Annotated in this window: 8 protein-coding genes; 3 read left to right on the top strand and 5 right to left on the bottom strand. The window is 48.9% G+C overall.

Annotated elements, in window-relative coordinates:
* Positions 1-124 precede the first annotated feature (124 nt).
* On the bottom strand, positions 125-1,714 hold the full coding sequence (locus tag FMS18_RS14790; protein ID WP_163295548.1) for a peptide chain release factor 3: 1,590 nt from the start codon (positions 1,712-1,714) through the stop codon (positions 125-127).
* Positions 1,715-1,958: 244 nt separating this feature from the next.
* Between FMS18_RS14790 and FMS18_RS14785 the strand changes: the two genes are divergently transcribed.
* Positions 1,959-2,933, top strand: coding sequence for a hypothetical protein (locus tag FMS18_RS14785; protein ID WP_163295448.1), 975 nt, complete (start codon positions 1,959-1,961; stop codon positions 2,931-2,933).
* A 3-nt stretch (positions 2,934-2,936) separates the two neighbouring features.
* Here FMS18_RS14785 and FMS18_RS14780 read toward each other — a convergent pair whose 3' ends face one another.
* From FMS18_RS14780 to FMS18_RS14765, 4 genes are all read right to left on the bottom strand, one after another.
* Positions 2,937-9,353, bottom strand: a complete 6,417-nt coding sequence (locus FMS18_RS14780; RefSeq protein WP_163295447.1) for an AAA family ATPase — start codon at positions 9,351-9,353, stop codon at positions 2,937-2,939.
* Positions 9,354-9,540: 187 nt separating this feature from the next.
* Positions 9,541-10,506, bottom strand: a complete 966-nt coding sequence (locus FMS18_RS14775) for a nickel/cobalt transporter (RefSeq protein WP_163295446.1) — start codon at positions 10,504-10,506, stop codon at positions 9,541-9,543.
* A gap of 7 nt (positions 10,507-10,513) precedes the next feature.
* Positions 10,514-11,077 carry a DUF1007 family protein gene (locus FMS18_RS14770; protein ID WP_239061053.1) on the bottom strand — a complete coding sequence of 188 codons (564 nt, stop codon included), beginning with the start codon at positions 11,075-11,077 and terminating at the stop codon, positions 10,514-10,516.
* 172 nt (positions 11,078-11,249) lie between these two features.
* Entirely contained in the window at positions 11,250-11,834 is a 585-nt protein-coding gene (locus FMS18_RS14765) for a TetR/AcrR family transcriptional regulator (RefSeq protein ID WP_163295444.1), read from the bottom strand.
* A gap of 257 nt (positions 11,835-12,091) precedes the next feature.
* Between FMS18_RS14765 and FMS18_RS14760 the strand changes: the two genes are divergently transcribed.
* Together FMS18_RS14760 and FMS18_RS14755 are read left to right on the top strand one after the other, a co-directional pair.
* Positions 12,092-14,344 (top strand): RHS repeat-associated core domain-containing protein, encoded by a 2,253-nt coding sequence (locus tag FMS18_RS14760; protein WP_163295443.1) that lies wholly within the window; start codon positions 12,092-12,094, stop codon positions 14,342-14,344.
* Positions 14,345-14,353: 9 nt separating this feature from the next.
* The gene (locus FMS18_RS14755; protein WP_163295442.1) at positions 14,354-14,746 is read left to right on the top strand and encodes a hypothetical protein; all 393 of its coding nucleotides are present in this window, start codon (positions 14,354-14,356) and stop codon (positions 14,744-14,746) included.
* The last annotated feature ends 57 nt before the right edge of the window (positions 14,747-14,803 follow it).

The following is a 14,803-nucleotide window of genomic DNA, read 5'->3' as shown; positions in this document are numbered from 1 at the left end:
ATGTTTATCCCGCAAGACTTACAAACAGAGTGAGCGAAGCCCGGTAGGGATTCCAAAGGGCTGCTAGCCCTTTGGTCGCCGGAGGCGAAATCCCATAAAAAGCGCGCAGAGCATCAAATCTTTTTTATTGATGCTCACGGGTTTTGTTAAAAGTAATTTTAGGCCATTCCTCTTCAGCCTGTTGCAGCCGCCACTGGCTGGGGGCGAGGAAGGTCAGGTTGTCATCACCGTCAAGGGCTACGAAGCGGGGATAGCGTTTCTTGATCCCGTCAATTTCGCGGGTTTCCTCACTGCTGAGCCAGCGCGCGGTGTGGTATTCTACCGGTTCATAAAGAGCGGCAACTCCGTACTCGTCTTTCAAACGGGACATGATCACGTCAAACTGGAGCAGACCGACCGCGCCGAGAATTTTGTCGTTGTTGCCCAGCGGCTTAAAGAGCTGCACTGCACCTTCTTCAGCGAGCTGATGCAACCCTTTGTCGAGCTGCTTGCTCTTCAGCGGGTCCTTGAGGATTACGCGGCGGAAATGTTCGGGCGCGAAGTTGGGGATTCCGGTGAATTTCAGCTCTTCCTTGGTTCCGGTGAATGTGTCACCGATCTTGATGGTCCCGTGGTTGTGTACCCCGATAATGTCGCCGGGATACGCTTCTTCGACCCCGGTACGGTCCTGAGCCATGAAGATTGTTGCGTTGGCGATCTGCACATCCTTGCCGATGCGGTGGTGGCGGACCTTCATGCCGCGTTTGAACTTACCGGAACAGATACGCATGAAAGCGATGCGGTCACGGTGTGCCGGGTCCATGTTAGCCTGAATCTTAAAGGCCACAGCGGAAAAATCGGGTTCAAAAGGGGAGACTTCGCGGGAGGTGGTGGCACGCGGCTTGGGGTGCGGAGCCAGTTCCACAAAGGAATCCAGCATTTCCTGTACCCCGAAGTTGTTGATGGCACTGCCGAAAAATACCGGGGTCTGTTTACCCGCAAGATAGCGTTCTTTGTCAAAAGGGTATCCTGCGCCATCAAGCAGCTCCAGTTCCTCGCGCAGCTGGTCGGCCTGATCGCCGAGTAACTCATCAAGGCGGGAGTCGGAAAGGTCTTTGATTACCTCACCCTGCTGGATGCCTCCACCGTGAACAGCGGAGAAAAGGTGCAGTTCCCCTTTGTGTATATTGTAGGTTCCTTTGAAATCAGACCCCATACCGATGGGCCAGCTCAGCGGCGCGCATTCGATCTGCAGGGTATCTTCAATGTCCTGCAAGAGGTCGAAGGGATCGACACCTTCGCGGTCCATTTTGTTGATGAAGGTAATGATGGGGGTGTCGCGCATGCGGCAGACTTCCATCAACTTCTTGGTCTGAACCTCAACACCTTTTGCACAGTCAATGACCATGAGCGCGGAGTCCACAGCGGTGAGCACGCGGTAGGTATCTTCGGAAAAATCCTGGTGACCGGGAGTATCGAGCAGGTTTACTTCGTAGTCGTGGTAATTGAATTTCATGACCGAGGTGGTTACGGAAATACCACGTTCCTGCTCCATGGCCATCCAGTCCGAGGTGGCATGGCGGTTGGCTTTACGGGATTTTACAGTCCCGGCCATCTGGATCGCCCCACCGTAGAGGAGCAGTTTTTCGGTCAGGGTGGTTTTACCGGCATCCGGGTGACTGATGATGCCGAAAGTCCTGCGGCGTTCGACTTCTTTTTTGATATTGGCGTCTATATTCTGGGACATGCTAGTTCCTGCGTCTTGATTATATTTTGATAGTGGCGGCGAACTCTGGTAATGGCTTTTTGCCATTAGTTATAGATGCGTTCACCGCAAGTGCTGGATTGTCCGTATCAGGATTAGCGCAAAGGTCAAGTACAAGATATGTCTCCCCGGTCCCATTTCAGTGGTAATGGATTGTAAAAAACGGTATATTTGACTTTCATCAGCAGTAAAAAAAATAAGGCAGGTATGGGTAATGATCAAAAAAGCCAGTTTGCGTTTATTACAGCGTCCGGCAATGGAAGAGACTGTTCTGCCGGGAGAAATTTATCGTCGGACTTCACTTAATGAGGACCTTGTCGAAGCCGGAGATCCAGCAGTGGAGCTGGACGGGCCTTTGCTGCTGAATATCATGGTTAAATTTTTTCATGCCTATGTTTATCCCGGTTCCCACGAACAGGTTCTTGAGCTTGGGGAAGTCTCGTTGCTTTTCGACCGTTTTGTGCATCGCAGGCTGGGTAGTGATGTGCTGGAGAACTGCCTTAAGTTACGCAAAGAGCTTTTGTCATACGGCTTTGCCCTGTGCATGCTGGCCGATCTGCCCAAGAGTGTTCATCTCTTCAAAGCTATTGCCGAGGCAAAGCCGTTACTGGGCGGGGAACCTTTCACCGGGCTGGATATCGGTTCCGGTACCGGCATTCTCATGCTGGCCATGGATGTGCAGGCCCGGCGTAACGGATTTGAAGGGAGCTCGTTGGTGGGCATTGAGCGCAACCAGATAGTTGCGGAGCGGACCAATGAAGTTCTGGGACACATGGGGCTGGGTAATGTACTTGTTGCCGACGCCAAGAAAGTGGACAGCTACGGATTTCTGGAAGGGCGCAAGCTTCATTTTATCTGCAATGAGACTCTTCCCGGAGCCGGGCGCAGTCTGTGGAAGGAAGATTTTATTTTTATCAGCAAAACCCTTTTTGACGGTTTGAAAGAGCATACTTCAGGAGCTGGATTTTTCCCGGAGGCTGTGCTTGTGGGCCGTTCCCCGGAAGAAATGTTGACCGTGCTGAACAGTTCTACCGGATTTCAGCTGGAAGACGAACAATATCCTCTGCGGCTTATGAAGCCGTTCGCCATAAGCCTGTCCGGAAAAATGACCGGACTTGAGGAAGTCGGGCGGGATTACGAAACACTGGTCCCCGCCAGCTGGCGATCTGTTTTGACCCGCCGCTGGTAGTAGTTAGCGGTTTGTTCCGAGATATTCCTCAAGAGTCCGGAGCAGCTTTTTCTTTTTAACCGGTTTAGCCATATGGGCCGTGCATCCGTAATCAAGTGCGCGCTGTTCATCATCCTGAAAAGCATTGGCGGTCAGGGCCATAATCGGAGTCTGTTCGAGGTTGTTTTCCTCTTCATATTGCCTGATGGCTTTTGTGGCTTCATAGCCGTCCATTATCGGCATCTGGATGTCCATGAGCACGATGCCGTATTTTCCTTCTTTGTACTTCTCAAGACCTTCCTGCCCGTTTTCGGCATAAGTTATTTTGTAAGGGGTTTCTTTGAGGAACAGGTCGATGACCATGCGGTTGTCTTCAGAATCTTCTACCAAAAGAATGGAAAGGTTTTCGGGGGAGACCGATTCTTTTGTCGTTGAATTCTCCATCATCTCAATCTGTTCCGGGTCGAGTTCGTATTCTGTTTCTTCATTGTGTTCATAAGAAGCTTCACAAGTGTGCGCATATCGAATGTCTTCCACAATTGCCTGCGGATGGACCGGACGGTGGACATAAGTTGCGCAAAGCTGTTTGGCCCGTGCTGTTGCGCGCGGCTGGGGCTTTGCCTCCATGATCATCATCAGCTTCCAGCCTTGGCAGGGACCGTGTTTGAGCTTTTTCAGTATTTCGAAACGGTCGTCTTCCCCTTCGGGCTGCCCGACCAGAAGGATGTTGTTTTCATAACTTGAAAGGGAAATCTCCGCTGCATGAGCCGAGGATTCTCCAAGGCTCTCCGCTGGATACACTTTTGCCCCGAGGTCGCTCAGGCTGTGGCTGAGGTAATCCCGGCATATGGATTCGTGATCCACAAGGAGTATGGCGCAGCTTTCGAGTGGGGGAGACTGTTCCGGCTGCATGGGAAATTCCGCGCTGATGGTGAAGACGAAAGCTGATCCTTTCTCCTCTACGCTGGAAACGAAAATCCCTCCGTGCATGCTTTCCACCATGCGCGAGCAGATGGAAAGCCCGAGGCCTGTTCCGCCAAAGTTTCGTGTGGTGGATGAATCTGCTTGCGAAAAGGTGTCGAAAATAGAATTCATTTTTTCTTTGGGGATACCTACACCGGTATCTTTGATCATAAAGCGCAGATATCCGGCTTCAGTTATGCCCGCCTCAAAAGTTATGGTCCCTTTCTCCGTGAATTTTAGTGAGTTACCCACCAGGTTTACGATGATCTGGCGAAGTCTTGTCGGGTCTCCGGTTATTATCCGGGGTACGTCCGGGTCGATATACCAGCAGAAATTAATATTTTTAATCTGGGCTCTGAGAGCGAAGATGGAACCGATTTCTTCAAACAATTCTTCAAGGTTGAAATCAATTTCTTCAAGGTCGATCTGTCCGGCTTCAATTTTTGAGAGGTCAAGAATGTCATTGATTAGCAGGAGCAGGTTTTCTCCTGCATTTCGGAATATTTTTACGTAGTTACGCTGAGTTTTGCTAAGTCTTGATTCCCAGAGCATATCAGCCATGCCTAAAATGGCGTTCATGGGTGTCCTGATTTCATGGGACATGCTGGCCAGAAAGTCGCTTTTGGCTTTGTTGGCCGCGTCTGCCGCAACCTTGGCTCTTTCAAATTCCTGAGCTTTTCTTTTTTCGGTGATGTCTTCAAGGACTCCTTCAAGGCAGTGATTCTTGTTGCCGTCTTTTTCCATTGATACGGTCATGTTCACCCAGATAGGGGTCCCGTCCTGCTTGCGCATGTTGATTTCGCGGTCACGCACGATTCCGCCTTCAAGAAGTTCCCGAACAATATTTTGATGCATTTCATTATCAACATACAAAGATCTGACCTGAGTTTTACGGAATTCATTCCAACCCCGGTAGCCGAATATTTCCGCGAGGGCTCTGTTGGCTTTAAGCAGTAAGCCGTCAGTGTCAGCTTCAGCCCTGAAAACCCCGACATTGATACTTTCCAGCAGGGTGCGGTGCTGGGTTTCCGAGTCTCGCAGGTCGGAATAGAGCCGGGCATTCTGGATGGAGATTGCTGCCTGTGAACATAGCAGGTTCAGTACTTCCAAACGGTCATCAGTAAAGACTCCCGGACTGAGATTGTTTTCAAGGTACAGAACTCCGCGCATAAGCTGCTGGTTGATGACCGGCATGGCCAGAATTGATTTCGGCTTGGTCCTGATGATGTAGCTGTCGATGGAAAATGGTCCCTGGGTCCCGGCATCGCGCAGCACGATATTATCCTTGGAGCGGAGCACATAGTTTACGATGCTCTTGCAGTATAATTCCTGTTCCGGGTCGGGATTGGGCTGGGTGGTGATGCCATGCTCGGAAACAAAGGCATGGGCCGTGAGTTCCAGACTGTTTTTATTATTCAGGAGCAAGGTGGCTTTTTGCGCTCCTGCGTTTTCAATTACAATGCGCATCAATTTGTCCAGCAAGCGGTCAAGGACAATCTCTCCGGAAATGGCCTGCGAGGCTTTGACTACCGCAGAAATATCAAGTGACCGGCTGCCTTTTACTTCGGCAGAGCTGTTATGTGAAAATATATCTTCAGGTGTTTTGCGCAATTGCGGAAATTCATTGAGTATGCGCTGAACCTTGGAGGATGCTCCCCATTCAGTGTAGAAATGGCAGGCTTCTGAAAGCATGGCTATGGCGGATCGGTTTCCGCCGATGCTTAAATGGAATTTCCCGGCCAGTTCGCAGGCAAGGGCTGCAAAATTTTTGTATCCGGCACCGGAGCTGAACCTGATGGCGGACTCATATAAGCCAAGAGCCTTGCTGTTTTCTCCTCTCAGCCTCGCCAGTTCCGCACTGCCGATCAGATACAGGTGGCGGAAATTCTCCGGACAGTTTTTTTCCCATTGTGCCAGCCGGGAAAGGGAATGGTTGATGCGTTTCTGATACAGGCTGCGTTTCTTGGGTGGGGAGTTTTCATAAAGGGCAGCCATATTGACAATGCTGAGCAGGTGAAAGACTGGAACAGCATACATGCCGAAGAGTGCTTCTTCCACGGTGTCATACAATGAATTGACATATTCTATTGCCTTGGCATGGTACCCGAAAAAGGAAAGTGTTATCAGTTTGGAGATGGCTGTCCAGTTTGCAACAACAGCGGAACCTGTGCTTTTTGCAATGCTCAGGAGTTTGCCTTCACGGAAATTGTCATCGTCCAGATAGCCGGGGGTGTATGTTTTTCCCTGCATGCTTTTACACATTTGCAGAGGAAGGTTGATGGCTCCGGAACTCAATGAAGTTTTGTTTTTTTGAATGAAATTAAGATAGCGGTCCGCAAGACTGTATACTTCGGTAAGAGTATGTCCTTGCATAAATTTAAGCTGCACGGCGAAGTAGCCGGCGTAGCGGGCAAAGGTGTTATCCCCGTGCATGATTCCGTTATGGAAGGCTTTATCAAGGGTGCTGATATTCTCTTGCAGGGGAACATGCCAATGGTCATGCATGCCTCCCCGGAGCATGTTGATTTTTGTTTCCAGTTCGCTGTTGCTGAATTTCTTGTTCAGTTCAACTGCCAGCCGTGTAAATTCTCGTGATTTTTTGAATGAAAAGTCCTTGGAGGCCAGAAACATGGCGTAAAACATATAACCGAACGGAGAGAACGGGCTGTTGCCGTTTTTTATTGAGAAACGGATCATCCGCAAGACAATGAAAAACACAAGTGTTTTGTTAAACATGTATGCCGGGGTAATGGTATGCATCAACAAGCGCATGATTTCCAGATTGCTTTCGGATTTCACTTCCGGCAGGTCATATAATTTCTGCGTACTCTTGTTGCTCAGCATTGCTTTTGTTTTCAGCAATTCCGTTGCAATGGAAAATTTCCCCGGATGTTCGGGAATGGTGAGGCCATATTGTTGCAGGGTGCCCAGTCCTATTTTTACAGCTTCGTGATATTTTCCTCGATCTGAGAACAGTTGCAGTCTGGACAGCTGTGCCTTTGTGGTGTCCCTGCGGTTCTGTGAGTGTTCAATCATGGTCTTGAACACATTGTCCGATTGCTTAGCTCCCCCGTTCAGGAATTCGCATTCATACCAATCCAGATGCAGGTCAAAGTTTGCCCTGTAGCTTGTTTCCCAGCCGCTTTCTCCCATCAGGCGTGCTGCGGTGGATAGGTATCCGGCGGCAGTTTCAAAGGCGGAACTCCTTTTGGCCTTACGTCCGGCTTTTAAAAAAATGTAGGATATGTTTTTTCGTTCTTCCGGGTCCTTCAGCGCGCTGATGCAAAGGCTGTATTGGGCTGCAATTTCAAAATAGGCATCATCAATTTCTTCGGCAGAATAGAGGGAAAGCATGGCCCTGCCGATGTCCAGGTGGAGATTGGTTTTAGCTGCGGCATTGAGCATGGAATATGCCGCTTGCTGAACCCGGTCGTGCATGAAGGTAAGGTAGCGGGGGCCGGACTGATTGCTTGTGTCTGTGTCAAAGGAATTTATGCCCTCATCAGAGACGATTAAGCCTTCATGCAGGGCCAGACTCAGGTAATCCAGAACAATTTGAGTGGGCAGCTCCACGATTTCCATAAGAATCCGCAAGTCGAACTTGCATCCTATCCCTGAAGCTGCTTTTAGGATTTCCTGACCTTCGTTGGGTTGGGTCATAATTTTCTCCGCCATCAATTCCACGAGATTTCCGTCCATGGAAATGCTTCTGATGGCGTTAAGGTCCCAATCCCAGCGGTTTTTTTCGTTGTCAAAGGTGATGAGTTCCGCCCGGTACATGTTAAGCAGATATTCGCGGACGAAGAGAGGGTTACCGCCTGTTCGGCTGTAGACCATACGGGCAAGATCTTCAGTTCGCTGGCGGTCTGTCCTTAAGGTTCTGCTGATAAATCCATGAACGTGATGCAGTTTTAATCTGCCCAGCTTCAGGCTGCGTACCTTGGGGCTGGTCTCTTCAATGCTGCTTATCCGGGATTTAATGCCGTCGTTCATAGGCAGGTTGGTTCTGTAGGCGCAGATAAGCATCAGGTGGGAGGTTTCTTGATCCTCAAACAGCCGTTGTAGAAGCTGTAGAGTGGAAATATCCGCCCATTGCAGGTCGTCCAGAAAAAGAACCAGAGGCTTATCTATACTGGGAAAAACCTTAATGAAATTTTTGAATGCTAGATTGAATCTGTTTCGGGATTCCGTAGACCCCAATTCCGTTGGCGGTTGTTGTTTGCCGATCAGGAGTTCCAGTTCCGGGAGAACGTCAGTTATCAGGCTGGCATTTTGCTCCAGAACGCTGGTGATTCTTTTTTTCCAGGCGTTTATGATCGGGGTCGGGCTGGAAAGTCTTTTGCGCAACAGTTCCTGAAAGGCTTGAATCAGGGCACTGTAAGGGCGGTTACGCCTGAACTGGTCGAATTTGCCGGAAATGAATTCTCCTTTTTCTTTGTAGACCTGTTCGCTGAAAGACTGAATCAGGGAGGTCTTTCCGGTTCCGGCCTCACCGCCGATGAAGACTATTTCACAGCTTCCCAGCATGACCTTGCTAAAAGCATCCTTCAATTCAGAAAGTTCATCTTTTCTCCCGAAAAGTTTGCGTGAAAGAGTGAAGGTCTCAGAAATATCCTGATAGCCCGGTGTGAATTTTACAGGGCTTGTTTTGGTTCCTCCCATGATATTGAGGCATGCTTTGAGATCTTGTTTTATGCCGTGGGCGGACTGATAGCGGTCGCCGGGGTTTTTGGCGAGCAGCTTCATGATCACTGCGGACAGTGGAGTGGGAATCTCAGGAGTGATGCTTTGCGGATTCGGCGGTTCTTTGGCCAGATGGCTGTGAATCAGTTCAAGGTCGTCTTTGGCGATAAAGGGTTTACGTCCGGTAAAAAGTTCAAACAGGGTAATCCCCAGTGAATAAAAGTCGGATCTTCGGTCCAGTTCTGTGCTGACCCTGCCGCTTTGTTCCGGTGAAATATAATATATGTTGTCTGCTGAAAGGATTTCCGAGGAAGATTGAGTGTAAAGGTCTGTAATGCGGGTGCTGTTTTGCAGGTTTGTCAGCAAAGCTTCCCTGTAATCCGGGGCAAGTACTATGCTGTCCGGACGGATATTGCGATGCAGGAACCCTTTGGTGTGAATGCGGCTGATGGAGCCGGCTATCTTCAGTGCTATCTTCAATTTTTGTTTGAGATCAGCTTTTGACTCAGGGATAAGTGAACTTAAGAGACTGTACCCCTTATCCTCAAGAATAAGGGCCAGTGAATTGTCGGTACGGTGCAGGGTTACCGCTTGGACTATGGCGGTATTACCGATTTCCTGAGAGGTGGCGTATTCGTTTTTCAGACCGGTTAAGAGTCTGGGGGAGGGTAATTCTGCATTGGGATATTTGATGAGAACCGGAAGGTCATCATATTCTCTGACAGCTCTGCACAGAGTCATGTCATTCCCTTCGTACATGGGGGTAACATTTTCATATCCCACAAGATTAATCATCGTTTGAGATTCTCCCATAGCGAAAACTGGATATATGCCGCGTACTGATAATTTTGCGCATATTTAGCGGTTATCGTATTATTCTGTAGTCCTGTTAGCTGCTCCGTTGTAGGGGGCTGGTTATATTGGTATCACTATTGAGGTAATCTGTCATGGGTGGATTTTAAAATACGTGCAGGTTTTGCCTTCAGGAAATATGCGCAAAAAGCATGAGCAGCCCGAAGCCGGAAATTACCGTTGCTCCGAGCAGTGAGAGTATCGAATAGGCAAGACGTAACCGCCGGGCAAAGGGGCTGCTGTCCATTGCGTTGCGGGCCTTGGCTGCCACAAGGGCAAAAGCTGAGGTGGTTACGGCCATTCCGGTAGCCAGAAAGACCATGGCCGCAAGTCCTGCCGCAAGTATACCGGTGGAGAGGGTGTAAACCAGTATAATGGCTGCTCCCGGACAGGGCACTATCCCGGTTACAAAAGCCACGGTGGCAATTTCTTTAAGTGAGCCGCGGCTTTTGACTTCGCATTCTGCGCGATCATTTTTTTTGAATGAACGCAGGGCTTCAATAATCAGCCAGAATCCGATCACTGCGACCAATCCGTAGCTGGCGGTCTGCAACTGACGGTTGAAATTTTCAAAGCCGGACATACCGCTTTCCAGAAACAAATAGGCAAGGCAGACCGCAACGGTTGCTGAGCCGACATGGACAAGGGTTATGACCCAGGACATGAATGAAGCCGCGAACATGGACCCGCCCCGTGATATGAAATAGGCACAAACCACGGACTTGCCGTGTCCCGGACCAACCGCGTGGACTATCCCGTACATGAAGGCAAAGACTAGGAACATCCAGAGAGATTTGCCGAAAGGATCCTTCTTAATGTCCCGTGCAAATCCGGTCAGCTTGGCCCTGATTTCCTTTTGGAGCAGGGTCACCTTGAGCATGACCATGCTGTAGATTCCACCACCTCCTTTTTTTACAATCTGTTTGGCTGGTTTGGCCCCGGAAAAAGGAGAAGGTGCGGCTTGTGTTGCTGCATTGTCTTTTTTGGGTGAGGACAGGAAAGGGTTGTTCGCCTGTGCATCGGCTTCAGTTGCAACTAATGCGAAAGCGAAAGTAATAGTCAATATCAGAGTAAAAAGGATGCTTATTTTTTTCATGGTGTCCTTACTTGGGGAGCATGGTCAGTACTGCTGCTTCAGGGGTTATCTGGTCATAAAAGTAGGCCATTTCCGCAACAGGTTCCAGCTCAAGGCTGGTTTTGAATTTCTGGATCGGTCCGCGAACCTTGTTCTGGGGATCCATCTGGACTGAAGTGTAAAAGCTTTCATCGTAAATAGCGACCATAACAACATGCTTGGCATCGTCAGTTATGTCGAGGGGAACAAAGAACTCGTAAACAAGGGTGCCGTCTTCAATGGAGGGCTTGAATTCAAGAGCCTCTACAGGGGTGCGTTCATTGCCGTCCACGAGGATACGCGTGAAGTAATTGAAATTCTTCAGATTAACAAACGCCCCGTTTTCAAGGGCCGTAGCTTCTTCCTCATTGAGTTTGTTGTCGTGGTTTTTATCAAAGTCGCCAAGGATCATAGCCGCGAACATTTCATCAAACCACCATTTCTGGCGCACTCCGCTAAGGCCGTTGTCATTGAATTCAAAGGTCAGGGAACAGTCTACAAATACATGCGGATGGGCGGATGCTTTTTGGGGGGCAAGCAGGCAGAAAAGCATTGCGCCCAGCAGTATAAAGAGTGGGAAAGGCGTTTTGGATTTTTCGAAGTAGTGTTCTGGATAGCTTTGCATGCAGGCAAGATGATTTATGAACCGAAAACTGTCAAGTTCAGCAGCAAAAAAGCCGCGCAACCTTTGGGTTGCGCGGCTTTTTTGTAGAAAAAGATGAAGCCTAATCCCTGGCTCGGATGCTGCGGACTACAAAGTCGGTGGTTTCCTCGTAGAGGTTGGGCAGGTCGTAGGGAGAAAGGAATCTGGTCCTGACCGTACCGACAATGTTGGAGTAGACAATAGTGGTGGTGTCATCAACGGACAGGTCACGTATAGAACCGTCCTCAATTCCGCGTTCTACGGATTCGCGGATGACATTCAAGAGCTGCTGAAATTTAACCGCAATGCGTGAGCGGTCCAGTTCGATCTGGACATCAGAGAACGGTGAGCAGCGCAACAGCACCGGGAAGGTGTTGCGATGTTGCAGGGTATAGCTCAGGTAACTGCGCATGAAGGTCTGGATACCTTCCAGTCCATTTGATGCCTTGCGGGTTTCCGCGCTCAGATATTCTGTGAGGTCTTCAACAATGCCTACCCCGGCGGTGATGAAAAGCTCTTCTTTTGATCCGAAATAGTGTGAGACAAGACCGAATGCCACGCCTGCCCGTTCGGAGATCATCTTCACGGTGGTCCCGGCATAGCCGTACCGACCGAAAATCTCCTGAGCCGCATATAGGATCGCGTCTTTTTTGTTTTTACCTTTCATGGCCCCTCGCTGGCACGTTAAAGGTTCACGTTCAGGCTTTATCTTGGAATGGACCGGACAAAGTCTGCCGTCATATGTTTGCTCGCTTGCGGTTTTATAGGCTGGATTGATTGTGCGGTCAAATAGGGGGGGGCGGACCTGAGTCGGGTAACTCAGGTCCGTCCTTATTTGTATCCATTGTTTTTGAATTCGAGGCAATGCGCATGAATCAATGGATTCTGCGCATTCTGGATTAATTTGAACAATGGAGTTTATTTATGAGTTTTAGAAATGATTTTACGCTGCGGCCCAAAAAACGGGAAGATTTGAACCTTGCCCTGCGGATGTATGGCGAAAATGAACCGCCGGAAATGCAGATCGAAAATATGTGGGAGGTTTATTCCCCGTCCACAGGCATGGCCTTGCCGGAACCACTGGCTGATTTTTCGGAATTTTCACGCGGTGACCGCATGTATCCGTCCATGATGAAACCGGAAGTTAAAGTGCGCTGGGAGCAGAAGAACAAAGAATGGGAAATCGAGAAAGAGCGCTACGCATGGCGTAAACGTCTGGCCCATCTGCGTTTCATGCGTGAGAACCCCGACCTGCCGTTGGCGCAGGATTTAGCGCAGACCGACTACGGCAAAGCCCTCATTGAGGAATTTATCCCGGAACACCCCGAACCGCAACAACCGCAAACGGGCACAGGTGAAGACCTGCACGATGAATTCGAGCGTGATGGCGTTGAGTTTGATCCCGAAGATGCAATTCGCGTGACCTCGTTTATTGTGCCGGGTACGGAAGAACCGTTTTCCGTACTGGCAACCGCAAGAGATGAAGACGGGCGCATTGTGGGTAAATTGTGTTCCCTTGAGCCTAAAGATCATCTTCTACAATATGAATATGACGCAGGCGGAAGGCTTTGCAATGTTTGGAAAGATGAACGGCTTATTGAGGAGTACAAGTACGGCAAACAGGGCGAACGTTACTTCGGTTCCACTCCCCAAACTGGGCAATGCCGTTTCACTTACGGTCCGGGGGTACGGCTGGAACGGGCCGGGGAAGTGAAATATTCCTACGACGGCGAGGGCCGCTTGGTCATGAAGCAGGATGGTTTGGATGTGACAACCTACGAATACCATCATTCTGGGCAGCTTGAGCAGGTAAATTTGCCTGACGGTCGTCGTATTTCATACGTTATTGATCCGCAGGGCAGACGCATGGCTAAGTCGGTGAACGGTAAAGTTGCGGAAACTTACAGCTGGTATGATTTCACTACCCTTGCCGTTGTTGCGTTTGAAGACGGGAGCCGTATGGAGTTTGCTTACGACAATGAAGGCGATCCCGTTGCCATGCGCTACAATGGCGAAGTTTACTGCTTCGCTTCCGACCAGGTCGGTACAATTTATATGGTTGCTAACGAAGCTGGTCATGAGGTAAAGCGGATTATTCGCGATTCGTTCGGAAATCTGATTGTCGATACCAATGAGCGCATGAATATCCCGCTTGGTTTTGCTGCCGGACTCTATGACCGCGATACCGGCCTCGTTCATTTCGGTCACCGCGAATACGATCCTTCCATAGGACGCTTCATCACCCCCGATCCCCTCGGCCTTGAGGGCGGCGATGTGGATGTTTACGGGTACTGCCATGATGATCCGGTTAATTTTGTGGATCGGGTGGGGTTGAAGAAGGAGAGTGAACAGGGACATGGTGGGACAGGAGGTAGTAGATCATCAAGTTCCCGTGGTTATTCAGGAGGAGATTTTGGGCTGGGCTATGACGGAACAAGCGGAAGTGCCTACGGCCCCACAAATGGGGGTTGGGGCTACAACACTGATCCGGGAGGCTCGCACTACGGTGGGGGTAATACCCTTGGCGGTGAAGGTCAGAGTCGAAATGCGAGGAATAATGCTCGTTTTGATCAACAAAGTCTACAGTCTTTGGAACAACTGAACAAAGCAAATCAACAACAGGCTCGGAAAACGGAAAAGCGTGCTCAAGAGTTGGCGAATAAACAGACACAATTTGATGCACAGGAGCAGGCGAAACAGGATCGTAGAGATCGTGCTCGTGCAGAGCGTATAGAGGGGCAGCGGCGTGCGGCTGTTGTTGCCAATAAAGATGAGAAAAAGGGAAAGGGATTTTTTGAGAAAGTAGGAAATTATGTAGAAGATGGCATTAAAGAAGCGAGAGATTTTACAGGATATGATAAGGCAAAGGAAATCGCCAGAGAAGAATTAGCTAAGCGGGGCAGAGGAAGTCATAATAATGAAGGAGATGCAATGCGTCATGCTGAATGGAGCAGGCGTATGACTGAAGACCTTGGCCCTGCTAGAGCTTGGGCTTTTGGAACTGCGCATGAAATAGATGGTTTAATAAATAAAAACCAACCATGGAATGAAGCGATGATGGATATACATAATAATGCAGTAGGCAGGGCCGCAGGCAAAGCAAAAAGGGCTGTAAATAATAATAATCTACAAAAAAGTCCTAAGCAAGGTTCTCAAATTAATCCTTACAGCAATTAGAGGTTGTAAATGAAGAAATTTCTTTGCTTTTCATTAATGTTGTTATGTTTATTATTAGGTGCGCTTTTAGGTGAACTTCGTCCTAATAAAAGTCATGGTTTTGTAATTGTTGAAAATAAGTCCAACGAGGTTGTGCATGAAGTAGAAATAAAAATTATGGATTTACAAATTAAGATACCTGAAATGGATATAAATGGTCATGTAGTGGGTCGGTTTGAAATTCCTGGCGATAGTCATTATGATATTCTTGTTTTATTCAAATCAGGAAAAAAAATGGACTTATCATCAGGTTATATGACCAATGGTTTAGATTCATATGATTTATTCGTTATCACTCAGGACGGTATTGAGCATCATTCGATACCTCCATTCAACATAAATAGTAGTTCTATATCGAATTAAACTTCGCTTCCAAAAACAAAAACCCCCGCTCCAAATGAAGCGGGGGTTTCATCATAT

Origin of the sequence: Desulfovibrio sp. JC022, assembly GCF_010470665.1 — a bacterium.
Classification (GTDB): domain Bacteria; phylum Desulfobacterota; class Desulfovibrionia; order Desulfovibrionales; family Desulfovibrionaceae; genus Maridesulfovibrio.
This window is presented reverse-complemented; position numbering and strand designations above follow the sequence as displayed.

What these genes read in the sequence shown, in the direction of transcription:
- FMS18_RS14770 (WP_239061053.1), bottom strand. Translation starts at nt 11,077, where the DNA reads ATGCTTTTCTGCCTGCTTGCCCCCCAAAAAGCATCCGCCCATCCGCAT.
- FMS18_RS14785 (WP_163295448.1), top strand. Translation starts at nt 1,959, where the DNA reads ATGATCAAAAAAGCCAGTTTGCGTTTATTACAGCGTCCGGCAATGGAA.
- FMS18_RS14765 (WP_163295444.1), bottom strand. Translation starts at nt 11,834, where the DNA reads ATGAAAGGTAAAAACAAAAAAGACGCGATCCTATATGCGGCTCAGGAG.
- FMS18_RS14775 (WP_163295446.1), bottom strand. Translation starts at nt 10,506, where the DNA reads ATGAAAAAAATAAGCATCCTTTTTACTCTGATATTGACTATTACTTTC.
- FMS18_RS14760 (WP_163295443.1), top strand. Translation starts at nt 12,092, where the DNA reads ATGAGTTTTAGAAATGATTTTACGCTGCGGCCCAAAAAACGGGAAGAT.
- FMS18_RS14780 (WP_163295447.1), bottom strand. Translation starts at nt 9,353, where the DNA reads ATGATTAATCTTGTGGGATATGAAAATGTTACCCCCATGTACGAAGGG.
- FMS18_RS14755 (WP_163295442.1), top strand. Translation starts at nt 14,354, where the DNA reads ATGAAGAAATTTCTTTGCTTTTCATTAATGTTGTTATGTTTATTATTA.